Here is a 12,718-nt window from a genome sequence, read left to right on the forward strand (position 1 = left end):
GCTCTATGGCGCAGCGGGTCTAGGTTTCGCCGATTTCGTCAGTGACCGTGTGATGCCGATCGAGCGTGACATCCCCGATCTTGATCGCTGCCCCGGCGGGGCCAGGCGTGATCGGCGTCGCGCAGACCGGGATGAGAGCGCGCCTGTAGCCCTTTGGCTTCGGCCCGATGACCTGACAGCTGGCCGAAGGGCGACATCGCCCATCGAAGAACTCTCGCAGACGCCGTCATCCAGTGACCTCATCGCAAAGGTGATGCTCGATAGGTCCTGACAGTCGTTCCAAACGCTTCTGCCTAGAACTTTGATACTGTAACACCCGCAGTGCGATACAGTAAGTCGGTGCGGTCGGCCTATGGTTCGTCACCACACCGAGACCGTTATGTGCCGCTAGGGCAGACCGATGATGGCTCGTCGAAGGCAGGCAACCTCTCAGGCGTTGCTTCGGCTCCGGGTCCGGTGACGATCCGGCATCGGACGGAAGCGGCGGGCAGGCTCGCCAGCCAAGCGCGGCGCCAACCGTCATCGGCGCCGTCTTCGACTCGCCTTTGGGCCATCGATCTAGCGCTTTCTTAAGAGCTCTTCAGGCAGCGTCTGCAGTTCACCGGAGAGCAAGCACCTTCAGGGTAGCCTGTCACGACAGTTGATTCGGCCTCCTCGCCAGAGAGCGGCGGCCGGTCGAACCGACGCTGCTCCTCGATGCGTGTCTGGACGATGGAACGAACCTGATGAAGAGCCTGACGATACGCCGCCGCATTCTCGTGAGTTTTGCTGCGGTCCTGGCGGTGATGTCGGCGATGGCCGCCATCTCCTATCTCTGGTTCGTTCAGACCGAGCGCGAAGCGGCCAGGGTCGAAACCAACACGGTGCCGGCTCTCTATTTCAGCACCCGGCTGATGACGACATGGACGGAGGCCAGCAGCCTCCTGCGCGAATTCGTGCTCGAGGACGTGGCCGCGGACAAGGCCAGGATTGCCGACGCCATGCTCGCCAATCGCGATCAGCTGCGCGGCCTGCTGAAGTCCTATGAAGGCACGCTCGACTCCGAGCAGGATCGCCAGAACTATGCCCTGGTCAAACAGCTTTTCGACCAGGTCTTTCCGGCCGAAGACGCGATCGTGGCCGCAGGCAAACAGGCTGCGGCCGGCGGTCAGGCTCTTGACCAGCGCGGCGCAGTCCGGAGCGAGTTCGAGCCGATTGCTGCCAAGCTGCGGACAAGCCTGCAGGCGATGGTCGAGTACAACAAGTCGGAGGCCGATGAATCGACCMAGCGCATCGTCTCGATCGTGCGTACGGCGGAGTTGGGCCTGGCCGTCAGTTTCCTGGTCGCGCTCGCGMTCGCGGCGCTGTGCGGCTACCTGCTGTTTCGCGCCATCACCGTGCCGCTCGGAAAGCTGCTCGGCATCGTCGATCTCATGCGCCGCGGAGATTTCAGCGCGCGGCTCGAGCTCCAGCGTCGCGATGAGTTCAGCACGCTGGCCGACGGCGTCAACGCCATGGCCGACGATCTCGCCGGCCTGATCGGCCAGGTTCAGAAATCCAGCATCCAGGTCAACACCTCGATCACCGAAGTCGCCGCGACCTCCAAGGAGCAGCAGGCGACGGCCAGCGAGATCGCCGCGACGACGACGGAAATCGGCGCGACCGCCAAGGAAATCTCCGCGACCTCGAACGAGCTCGTGCGCACCATGGACGAGGTCTCTGTGGTCGCCGAGCAGACTGCGGTGCTTGCCGGAGGCGGGCAGGCCGGGTTGTCGCGCATGGAAACGACGATGCGCCACGTCATGGAGGCGGCCGGCGCGATCAATGCCAAGCTCGCGATCCTCAGCGAGAAGGCGGGCAACATCAATCAGGTCGTCACCACCATCACCAAGGTCGCCGACCAGACCAACCTGCTTTCGCTGAATGCCGCGATCGAGGCGGAAAAGGCCGGTCAGTACGGCCGGGGGTTTGCGGTCGTGGCGACGGAGATCCGCCGCCTCGCCGACCAGACAGCGGTGTCGACCTACGACATCGAGCAAATGGTCAAGGACATCCAGTCGGCCGTCGCAGCCGGCGTGATGGGCATGGACAAGTTCTCCGAGGAGGTGCGCCGCGGCATGCAGGAGGTGCAGCAGGTCGGCGGGCAGCTGTCGGAGATCATCGAACAGGTGCAGGGGCTGGTGCCGCGCTTCGAGGTGGCAAACGAGGGCATGCAGGCGCAGGCAACCGGTGCCGGCCAGATCAGCGAAGCCCTGTCGCAGCTCAGCGAAGCCGCCCAGCAGACGGTCGAGTCGCTGCAGCAATCCACRCTCGCGATCGACGAACTGAACCAGGTCTCGAGCGGGCTGCGCAGCAGCATCTCGCGTTTCAAACTTCGCGCGTAGAGCATCGGCCCGAAAAGTGGATACCGGTTTTCGTAAAAGCGGATGCAAAGACAAAGTGCGACAGCATCAGGCCGGATTTGATATCCGGTCTGATGCTGTCGCAGGAGCAGGCGAGCCGAGCCCCGTCCGATGCTGTTTCTGATGTTCCGCCTGGGTCAGGACCGCTATCTGCTCGATGCCCGGCAGGTCGAAATGGTCTTGCCCCTGCTCACCGTGAAAGCCCTGCCGGCTGCGCCGGTCGGCGTCGTCGGAGCCATCAACTACCGGGGCGCACCGGTGCCTTTGATCGATCTCAGCCTGCTCGCGCTCGGGCGCGCTGCTGCCCCCCTGCTGAGCACGCGGATCATCCTCGTGCGCTATCCGGTCGGTGCAGGCGAGCACGCCCTGCTCGGGCTCATTGCCGAGCGTGCGATCGAGACCGTCGAGCGCGATCCGGCGGATTTCGTGGCCACGGGTGTCGAGGCTGGAATGCCTCCCTATCTCGGCCCGGTCGCTTCCGACGACAAGGGGCTGATCCAGAGGATCCGGGCGGAAGCCCTGCTATCCCCAGCGATCCGTGAGATCTTGTTCCAGCAGCCCGCGACGCATTCCTGATGGACAGGGCCATGGGCACAGGGGCGTTCGAACAGCTTCTCAGGGAGATGATCGGGCTCAGCAGCGAGACGGTCGGCGCCTCGGTAATTCGTCATGCGCTCAAGCGACGGATGACCGACTGCGAGATGCCGGACCTCCACACCTATTGGAGTTATCTCAGCGAGAACCGCACCGAGCGTCAGGAGCTGATCGATGCGGTCGTCGTGCCGGAGACCTGGTTCTTCCGGGATCGCGAGGCCTTCGCGGCGATGACGCGCCAGGCTCGCGAAAGCCGGGGTTCCGGGACGCCGCTCAGACTTCTGAGTCTGCCATGCTCGACGGGCGAGGAGCCCTATTCCATGGCGATGGCGTTGTTCGACGCGGGCTTCGAGGCAACGGAATTCAGCATCGACGCCGTCGATGTGAGCACGCGTAATCTCGTCTATGCCGAACGTGCGGTCTACGGGCGCAACTCCTTCCGCGGCGAGGAACTCGGCTATCGCGACCGGCATTTCGATGCGGTCGAAGGCGGCTTCCGCCCGCATGAGCGCGTCCGCCGGCAGGTTTGCTTCACGCTCGGCAACCTGCTCGGGCCGGTCCCGCAGCCGAGGGCCGAACCTTACGACGTCATCTTCTGCCGCAACCTGCTGATCTATTTCGATCGCGAGACGCAGGGGCTGGCACTGGACCGGCTCAGGCAGATGCTCGCAGACAAGGGCCTGTTGCTGGTGGGGCCGGCCGAGTCCGGATTGCCGACCTTGCATGGCTTCGCTTCGGTGCGCTTCCCCAGGGCCTTCGCCTTCATCAAGGCAAGCGCTGTGCAGCAAGCGCCGGCAGCGGCTCCCGTACGGAGGTCGCGTCCGACGCCACTGCCCGCACAAGCGCCACGGCGTATCGCGCCGCCTCCGCGCGTGCGCCCCTTCGCGCAGAAGACCGCACCAGGAGAGGCTGCTTCGCCGGCGCCCGACCCGGCAGCCAAGAGCCTTGCCACCATCGAGCACGCCGCCAATGCCGGCCGCCTCGGTGAGGTCAAGCGCGCCGCTGCGAGCCATCTCGAGGAATTCGGGCCGTCACCGGAGGTCTTCTACCTGCTTGGCCTCGCCCATGATGCGGATGACGCGCCGTCGGACGCGATCCAGAATTACCGGAAGGCACTCTATCTTGCACCCGACCATCGTCAGGCGCTCGTCCAGCTCAAGCTCCTGCTGCAGCGGCAAGGCGACAAGGCCGGAGCCAAGGCGCTGACCGACCGGCTCGACCGGATTGCGAAGAGGAGTGACGTCTGATGTCCGTCACGGCCGGCATGCAAGCGACGGAGCAGGGACAGGGCATCAATGAGTGCTGGCGCCAGATCGGTGTCAGCGGGGACAGGTCCTGTCCGGAATTGCGGGAGCATCTGCATTGTCGGAACTGCCCGACCCATGCGGAGATCGCACGCAGTCTGCTCGATCGCCCCTTGCCTGCGGGCTATTCCGAGGAATGGGCACAGCATTTCGCGAGAGCTGCAGAGCGCCCCGAGGCCGAGGGTGGGGCTCGCAGCGTCGTTCTCTTTCGTCTGGGAGAGGAATGGCTCGGTCTCCCGACGACGACCTGTCACGAGATCGCGGAGCCGCGCCGCATCCATTCGCTGCCCCATCGCCGGACCGGCGCAGTGCTGGGCATCGTCAATGTCCGGGGCGAACTGCTCATCTGCATGTCGTTGCCGGAGCTCCTCGGCATCAATACGGGCGGGCAGAGTTCAGGCGGTGGCAAGATCGCCGTGTTTCGCCGTCTGATCGTGATTGGCAGGGATGAGAGGCGCGTCGCCTTCGAGGTCGACGAGGTGCACGGCATGCATTCCTATGGGGAGCGCGACCTGATCGCGGTACCGGCAACGATCGGCAAATCGGCCTCGACCGTCATCCAGGCCATGCTGTCCTGGCAGGGGCGCACGGTCGGCTGCCTCGATGAGGCACCGCTGCTCGCCATGATCGACCGGAGTATCGCATGAGCGGCGAGGATTTCAGCCAGCTCTCGATGCTGGACCTGTTTCGCGCCGAACTCGACTCGCAGTCGCAGGCGCTGACAGCAGGCCTGCTGGCGCTTGAGCGCGATCCTGTCGCGGCCGTTCATCTCGAAGCCTGCATGCGCGCCGCCCATTCGCTCAAGGGCGCGGCCCGGATCATCGATCTGACGCCTGCGGTGCAGGTGGCGCATGAGATGGAGGAGTGCTTCGTTGCTGCCCAGCGCGGGCAGGTCAGGCTCAATCACGCCCATATCGATGCGCTTCTGAAGGGCGTCGATCTGCTGGCCGCGATCGCCACTGAGCCGGGACCTGGCGAAGAGGAGATCCAGCGCAGAATCGCAGGCTTCGCGCAGGCGCTTCAGCAGCCTGGCTCCTCGGCTTCGGGGCCGGACGTGAATGACGAGCTCCCTGCGGCGGCTCCGGAGAGAGATCATTCCAGCGAAGCTCCGCCCGCTCGAGCCCAGGAGCCGGCTGCCGGATCCGCGCCGGCGCTATCCCAGACGCCGGGAAGCCCGGGGTCGGACCGCATGGTGCGCGTCACGGCAGAAAGCCTGAACCGGCTGCTCGGGCTCGCGGGCGAGTCCCTGATGTCGGCCCGGCGCCTCAGACCGTTCAACGATGGGCTCTTGCGCCTCAGGCGCGTCCAGACCGATCTTGCCAAGAGCTTTGACGCGCTGCGCGCCGCGATGCCGGCGGTGACGACGGATGTCAGGGCCCTGCAGGCGCTCGCCGAGGCTCAGCTCAAGCTCGGGGAAAGCCAGGCTATTCTGGCGCAGCGCCTCGACGAGCTCGATGCCGTCGACCGGCGCGCCACCGATCTCGCCAATCGGCTCTATGACGAGACGCTCGCCAGCCGGATGCGCCCCTTCGACGATGGCGTCCGGCATTTTTCGCGGACCGTCCGCGATATCGGGCGAACCCTGGGCAAGAAGGTCCGCCTCGAGATCGTCGGCGGCTCGACGAGCATCGACCGCGACATCCTCGAGGAACTCGATGCCCCGCTCGGGCACCTCCTGCGCAACGCCGTCGATCACGGGCTCGAACCTCCCGAGGAGCGGCGGGCCGCAGGAAAGGCGGAAGAAGGCCTGATCAAGCTCGAGGCCCGGCACAATGCCGGGCTGTTGCAGATCATCGTTGTCGACGATGGCCGCGGGATCGATCTCGACGCGCTGCGCCTTGCGACCAGCAGGCGGGGGCTGACGACGGCCGAGACGGCGCAGAGCCTGAGCGAGGCCGAACTCCTGGAGTTCCTGTTCCTGCCTGGCTTCTMGATGAAGGGCAGCGTCAGTGACATTTCCGGACGCGGCGTTGGCCTCGATGCCGTGCAGGCGATGGCACGCCAGGTCCGGGGGCAGGTGACCGTGTCGTCGGAGCTCGGCGCCGGGACGCGTTTCCAGCTTCAGTTGCCGCTGACGCTCTCGGTGATCCGCGCCCTGCTCGTCGAGATCGACGGCGAACCCTATGCGTTTCCGCTGGCCGGGATCACGCGGACGCTGATGCTGCCGCGGGAGCGGATCGAGATCCTCGAGGGCAGGCCGCATTTCCGCTTTGAGGAGCGGCAGGTCGGACTGGTCACGGCGCATGAGGTCCTGGGGCGTGACGAACCGCAATCGGGTTCTGTCGATCTCGCTGTCGTCGTGGTCGGCGAGGGGGGCGGGGCCTATGGGCTGGTCGTCGACCGCTTCCTTGGCGAGCGCGATCTCGTCGTCCGTCCGCTCGATCCACGGCTCGCCAAGGTCAAGGACATCAGCGCTGCGGCCCTGATGGAGGATGGTTCACCCGTCCTGATCCTCGACGTCGATGATCTGATCCRCTCGATGGAGAAGCTCGCCTCGACCGGCAGGCTCAAGACCCTGGAGCGCGTCGTTGCCAGCGTTGGCCAGAAGCGGCGCAAGCGCGTCCTGGTCGTCGACGATTCACTCACCGTGCGCGAACTGGAGCGCAAGCTGCTCGATCATCACGGCTACGAGGTTGAGGTCGCGGTCGACGGCATCGATGGCTGGAACGCCGTCCGATCCGAGCCGTTCGATCTCGTGGTCACCGATATCGACATGCCCCGTATGGACGGCATCGAGCTCGTGACACTGATCAAGAAGGATAGCGGGCTTCGGAACCTRCCGGTCATGATCGTGTCATACAAGGACCGGGAAGAAGACCGCCGCCGCGGGCTCGATGCCGGTGCGGACTATTATTTGACCAAGGGCAGTTTCCACGACGAGACTTTGATCCATGCCGTCGCCGACCTGATCGGTGAAGCATGGGGCTGAGCGGCAGCACGGAGAGAGGTTCATGAGGATCGGCCTCGTCAATGATCTGCCGATGGCGGTCGAGCTGCTTCGGCGCATCGTCGTTTCGACAACCGAGCATGCAGTCGCCTGGATCGCGGTGAACGGGCGCGAAGCGGTGGAGGCGTGCCGACGCGACAGGCCGGATCTGATCCTGATGGATCTGAACATGCCCGAGATGGATGGCGTCGCGGCCACCCAGCGGATCATGGCAGAGACGCCCTGTCCCATTCTGCTGGTGACCGCGAGCGTCGATGCCAATGTCTCGGGCGTCTATGACGCCATGGGCCATGGCGCGCTGGACGCGGTCGACATTCMCAGCGTGGGGGCCGACGGCAATGCCCAAGCTCAATCGGCGGCGCTGCTGGCCAGGATCGCGATGATCGGCCGGCTCTCGCGTGATGTCGCGCCCGTCGTCCGGACGACGGCGCCGGCCCGCACCGCTGCACCGTCGGCGCAGCAGTTGATCGCGATCGGTGCGTCGGCGGGGGGCCCCGCTGCCGTGGCCACACTCCTGGCCGGACTGCCGGGCGGCTTTCGCGCTGCTCTCATTCTCGTCCAGCATCTCGATGCCCAATTCGTGCCGGGCTTCGCCAGCTGGCTGGGCCAGCACACCGCTCTTTCCGTGCGCCCCGCCATCGAAGGCGACAGGCCCGAACCGGGGACCGTGCTGATCGCGGCAAGTGGCGATCACCTGGTCTTCAAATCGGGCCATGACCTCGGCTATAGGTCCGAACCGCGCGACTACGTCTACCGGCCATCGGTCGATGTGTTCTTCGAGAGTGTTGCGCAATGGTGGCAGGGAGATCTGGTGGGCGTGTTGCTGACCGGCATGGGCAGGGACGGCGCCCGCGGGTTGAAGCTCCTGCGCGACAGGAAATACTTGACCCTGGCACAGGACAGGGCGACGAGCGCCGTTTACGGAATGCCCAAGGCGGCCGCTGCGATCGATGCAGCTTCCGAAATTCTACCACTTGCCGCGATTGCGCCACGCCTTGTCGAGGCATGCCGTCAGTCGTTCTGAAGAGGTTGTCTTGATGACAGGCGAACCGACCCTCACCATGTCTTCCGTGCCCCCGCCGGCGGACAGTTACATGTCCATGATCCTGCTCGTCGATGACCAGGTCATGGTCTGCGAAGCCGTGCGGCGGGCGCTGGCCAACCAGCCCGATCTCGATTTCCACTACTGCACCGACCCCTTGGCGGCGATCAAGGTGGCCGAACAGGTGAAGCCGACCGTGATCCTGCAGGATCTCGTCATGCCGGGCGTCGACGGGCTGGACCTGGTGCGGCAGTATCGCAAGCACCCGTCGATCCACAATGTTCCCGTCATCGTTCTCTYGACCAAGGAAGATCCCGCCACTAAGAGCGAGGCCTTCCAGGCGGGCGCGAACGACTATCTCGTCAAGCTCCCCGACAAGCTCGAACTGATCGCTCGGGTGCGCTACCACACCCGCGCCTATCTCGATCATGTCCAGCGTGACGAGGCCTATCGGGCGCTGCGCGAAAGCCAGCGCGAGCTGATGCGGGTCAATCTCGAGCTCGAGCGCCTGACGCGGATCGACGGGCTGACCGGACTCGGGAACCGCCGCTATTTCGACGAGTATCTTGCGGCGGAGTGGAGACGCTGCCTGCGCACGCAGCATCCGCTGTCTGTCCTGATGATCGATGTCGATCACTTCAAGCGCTACAATGATGCGTATGGCCATCTCGCCGGCGATGAAGTGCTGAAACAGGTCGCCAACGTGATCCAGGGCGGCTRCACCCGTTCGACCGATCTGGCGGCGCGCTTCGGCGGCGAGGAGTTCGTCGTCATTCTGACGGATGTGCCGCAGGAAGGCGCGAGATACGTGGCGGAACGGCTGGTTCAGGGCGTACGGGATCTGAACATCGCGCACGGCACGGGCCGGGTCACGATCAGTGTGGGCATGGCAACGACGATGCCTCACGAAGGCGGAGAGCCGGCGAAACTGGTCAATGCCGCCGATCTCGCGCTCTTCCGCGCCAAGAACGAGGGGCGCGATCGTTCGGTCTCGTCGGAAATCTCCGCGGTGCCGTAGCGTCGTCGCCCCGGCACCTTCCGGGGCCGACACTGTCGGACTGACGCGCGCTGCTCACCCGGTATTGCGCAGCCCGGCAGCGATGCCGTTGATCGAGATCAGGATGCCGCGGCGGGCCTTCTCGTCGATCTGGCCGGAGCGCCAACGGCGCAGGAGCTCGACCTGGAGATGGTTGAGCGGGGCGATATAGGGGAAGCGGTGGATGATGGACAGCGCCAGGGCCGGGTTATCGGCCAGGCGCTGGGTTTCGCCGGTAATGGTCGTGATCGCCTGAACCGTCCGGGTCCATTCTGCTTCGATCTCGGTGAAGATGCGCTGGGCAAGCTCGCGATCCGGAACGAGATCGCAGTAGCGCCGGGCAATGCCGAGATCGGCCTTGGCCAGGACCATGTCCATATTGGACAGAAGTGTGCGGAAGAATGGCCACTGCGCGCTCATGCGCTGCAGCAGCGCGATGCGCTCGGCCGGCGCGGCGGCGATGAAGCCCTCGACCGCGGAGCCGAATCCGAACCAGCCGGGCAGGGCCAAGCGACTCTGGCCCCATGAGAAACCCCAGGGGATCGCGCGCAAATCCTCGATCGAGCGCGTCGCCTTTCGCGACGCCGGGCGCGAACCGATATTCAGCTCCGCGATCTCGGTGATCGGCGTGGCTGAATAGAAGTAGTCGGTGAAGCCGGCCGTTCCATAGACCAGCGCCCGATAGGCGGCCATGCTGCGCACGGAGAGTTCGGCTGCGGTGTCGAGAAATTCGGGCGCCGCCTCGTTGTGCGGCTGCAGCAGGGTGGCCTCCAGCGTCGCTGCCAGCAGGGTTTCCAGATTGCGCCGTCCGATCTCCGGGTTGGCATATTTGGCATTGATCACTTCGCCCTGCTCGGTCAGGCGGATCTGCCCCTTCACGGTGCCGGAAGGCTGGGCGAGGATGGCCTGATAGCTCGGCCCGCCACCACGCCCGACAGTGCCGCCGCGGCCATGGAACAGCCGCAGTGTCAGCCCCGGCTTGGTCTCGTAGAAGCGGACCAGCGCCGTCGACGCGCGATAKAGTTCCCAGTTGGAGGTGAAGTAGCCGCCATCCTTGTTGCTGTCGGAGTAGCCGAGCATGATGTCCTGCTCGCCGCCGGAATTGYGGATCAGCGCCTCGATGCCGGGCTGGTCGTAGAAGCCTCGCATGATCGGCTCGGCCGCGCGCAGATCGCCGATGGTCTCGAACAGCGGCACCACGATCAACTCGACACGGGGCTGCGTCGCCTCGCCGGGCGCAAGCGTGCCCGCCATCAGGCCGCATTCCTTCTGCAGCAGCACCACCTCCAGCAGATCGCTGACCGTTTCGGTGTGGCTGATGATGTAGTGGCGGATGGCATCGGTGCCGAAATCGGCGCGGACCTGTTTTGCCGCCTCGAAGATCGCAAGCTCTCCCTCGGTCTGCGGGGTGTAGGCGGCGTTGCGCACGCGAAGCGGGCGCGGATCGGCCAGCAGGGAGAGCAGCAAGGCGCGCTTGGCGTCTTCCGTGAGAGAGCCATAGCGTGGCTCGACGCGGGCCGTGGCCAGGAGTTCGGCAATGACCGCCTCGTGCTTGTCCGAGCTCTGGCGCAAATCGATGCTCGCCAGATGGAAGCCGAAAACCTCCGCCGCGCGCAGCAGGGGTGAGAGCCGCGCTCCCAGGAGCAGGCTACCATGGCGGGATCGCAGGCTGTCGGCAACGATGCGCAGCTCGGCCACGAATTCCGCGGGCGCTGAATAGGGCGCGCTCGGCGCCACCGCATGACGGAGCGCCTCGGTGCCGGTCAGCTTGCGCAGGGTCGCAGCCAGCCGGGCGTAGATGCCGATCAGGGCGCGGCGATAGGGTTCGTCGGCGCGGTGGGGATTGTCGTCACCCGAGCGATCGGCAAGGTCCCGCAGCGCCTGCGTGCTGCCGACCAGCGTGTTTGAAACCGGCAGTTCGGCACCGAGCTCATGAACCTCGGTCAGGTAATGACGCAACGCCGTCTCTGCCTGGAGGCGAACCGCCATCAGCAGGGTTTCGGCGGTGACATTGGGATTGCCGTCGCGATCGCCCCCGATCCAGCTTCCCATCCGGAAGAAGCTCGGCACGCGGGCGCCGAGCAGCTCCTCGAGTTCGGCATAGAGGCGCGGGATCTCGTGCAGGAACGTCGCGCGATAATAGCTCAGCACGTTCTCGATTTCGTCGCGCACGGCGAGCTTGGAGTAACGCAACAGCCGCGTCTGCCAGAGCTGGGCGATGCTGGCCCGCAGCGCCGTCTCGTTGCGGGTACGGGCGCGCGCGCCGCGCAGGGTGGGCCGGGCGGCGAGCAGCTCGGCAATGGTGCGCTCGGCATCGAGAATGCTCTTGCGTTGAACCTCGGTCGGATGCGCGGTGAGCACGGGCGACACCAGGCTGCGCGAGAGGGCGCGCTCGATCGCCGGCGCCCTGACGCCTGCCTGCGCGAACAGGTCGAAACTATGCGCCAGGCTGCCCTCGGGATGGGCGTCAACGGCCTCCAGATCGGCCTGTCGGCGGAGTTGGTGGCAATCCTCTGCGAGATTGGCGAGATGCGAAAAATAGGTGAAGGCGCGAATGACCGAAACGGTCTCCTTCGGGCTCAATCGCGCCAGCAGCGTATCGAGATCGCGACCGGCCTCGACATCGGCCTTGCGCTGGAAGGTGACGGAGAGCCGCCTGATCGCTTCGATCAGCTCGAAGGTCTGCTCGCCCTCCTGCTGCCGCACGGTGTCGCCGAGGATCTGTCCGAGCAGCCGGATATCCTCGAACAGGGGCTGGGCGTCGGCGGGGCCGGCGATTGGATTTGGCCGCGGATCGATGGCGGTGACAGGCACGGGCGCCTCGCGAGGAAAAGGGTCGACAGGTGGCGTTCCCGGCCAAGGCAGCATGACTCATGCTGCCTTGCCAAGCTTTCATTGTGCAGTGCAACGCGTGCGGCGGACGCAAGGCCGGTGATCGCGCAGCCAGTTTCGCCGAAAGTCGATTCGTCTGATTGCTTTGCCTGAAACAGAGGCAACCCAGCGCTGGTTCCACGCGGCCGCCGGCGCGCTGACGTCGGGACCAGCGGATGATGCCTGGGCGATGAATACTCTGCGCATTGCAGAAGTACCGTAGGGGCGGGTCGATGTTGGCTTGCATGTAATCTATTGGTTGATTGTTTCGCCAGTGATGTATGTATATTTTCGTATAAATTTTAAGATATTTATGTTTAAATGTAATTTATAGGTAACTTGTGGTGGTAATTACCGAGCCGAAATTCCCGCTCTCGACCGTTGTGATTGAGTGACAGTTCGGGTTGGTTCATTTTGATCGATAGGCGTATCTCAGTGAATTGATGTGATGCGACGCAAGAAGGCGCCAAGAACTAGGGACTTTGGTTGCATACTTGGTCAGACCTTTTCCGCTTACTGAACCGCGTCTGGCCGAACTAAAGG

The 12,718-nt window shown here is 64.9% G+C and carries 9 protein-coding genes; 8 read left to right on the forward strand and 1 reads right to left on the reverse strand.

Features of this window, described 5'->3' with window-relative positions; genetic code table 11:
- From AC1DJT_RS25815 to AC1DJT_RS25850, 8 genes are all read left to right on the forward strand, one after another.
- A partial coding sequence (locus tag AC1DJT_RS25815; RefSeq protein ID WP_476835157.1) for a hypothetical protein occupies positions 1-271 on the forward strand: 271 nt, incomplete at its 5' end.
- Positions 272-725: 454 nt separating this feature from the next.
- Positions 726-2,363 carry a methyl-accepting chemotaxis protein gene (locus tag AC1DJT_RS25820; RefSeq protein WP_476835158.1) on the forward strand — a complete coding sequence of 546 codons (1,638 nt, stop codon included), beginning with the start codon at positions 726-728 and terminating at the stop codon, positions 2,361-2,363.
- Positions 2,364-2,492: 129 nt separating this feature from the next.
- On the forward strand, positions 2,493-2,957 hold the full coding sequence (locus AC1DJT_RS25825) for a chemotaxis protein CheW (RefSeq protein WP_441507883.1): 465 nt from the start codon (positions 2,493-2,495) through the stop codon (positions 2,955-2,957).
- Between the two features lie 11 nt (positions 2,958-2,968).
- Positions 2,969-4,222, forward strand: a complete 1,254-nt coding sequence (locus AC1DJT_RS25830; protein WP_441507882.1) for a CheR family methyltransferase — start codon at positions 2,969-2,971, stop codon at positions 4,220-4,222.
- A complete protein-coding gene (locus AC1DJT_RS25835) occupies positions 4,222-4,926 on the forward strand; it encodes a chemotaxis protein CheW (protein WP_441507881.1) in 705 nt (234 codons plus the stop codon). Before AC1DJT_RS25830 ends, AC1DJT_RS25835 begins: the two co-directional genes overlap by 1 nt.
- A complete protein-coding gene (locus AC1DJT_RS25840; protein WP_476835159.1) occupies positions 4,923-7,208 on the forward strand; it encodes a hybrid sensor histidine kinase/response regulator in 2,286 nt (761 codons plus the stop codon). Before AC1DJT_RS25835 ends, AC1DJT_RS25840 begins: the two co-directional genes overlap by 4 nt.
- A gap of 22 nt (positions 7,209-7,230) precedes the next feature.
- Positions 7,231-8,250, forward strand: coding sequence for a chemotaxis-specific protein-glutamate methyltransferase CheB (gene cheB, locus AC1DJT_RS25845; protein ID WP_476835160.1), 1,020 nt, complete (start codon positions 7,231-7,233; stop codon positions 8,248-8,250).
- Between the two features lie 70 nt (positions 8,251-8,320).
- The gene (locus AC1DJT_RS25850; protein ID WP_476835161.1) at positions 8,321-9,286 is read left to right on the forward strand and encodes a diguanylate cyclase; all 966 of its coding nucleotides are present in this window, start codon (positions 8,321-8,323) and stop codon (positions 9,284-9,286) included.
- A 54-nt stretch (positions 9,287-9,340) separates the two neighbouring features.
- On the opposite strand, the gene ppc is transcribed toward AC1DJT_RS25850, so the two are convergent.
- Positions 9,341-12,172, reverse strand: a complete 2,832-nt coding sequence (gene ppc / locus AC1DJT_RS25855) for a phosphoenolpyruvate carboxylase (protein ID WP_476835162.1) — start codon at positions 12,170-12,172, stop codon at positions 9,341-9,343.
- Positions 12,173-12,718: the final 546 nt, after the last annotated feature.

This window comes from Allobosea sp. 05T422_2 (assembly GCF_056396265.1).

What these genes read in the sequence shown, in the direction of transcription:
- AC1DJT_RS25825 (WP_441507883.1), top strand. Translation starts at nt 2,493, where the DNA reads ATGCTGTTTCTGATGTTCCGCCTGGGTCAGGACCGCTATCTGCTCGAT.
- AC1DJT_RS25830 (WP_441507882.1), top strand. Translation starts at nt 2,969, where the DNA reads ATGGGCACAGGGGCGTTCGAACAGCTTCTCAGGGAGATGATCGGGCTC.
- AC1DJT_RS25835 (WP_441507881.1), top strand. Translation starts at nt 4,222, where the DNA reads ATGTCCGTCACGGCCGGCATGCAAGCGACGGAGCAGGGACAGGGCATC.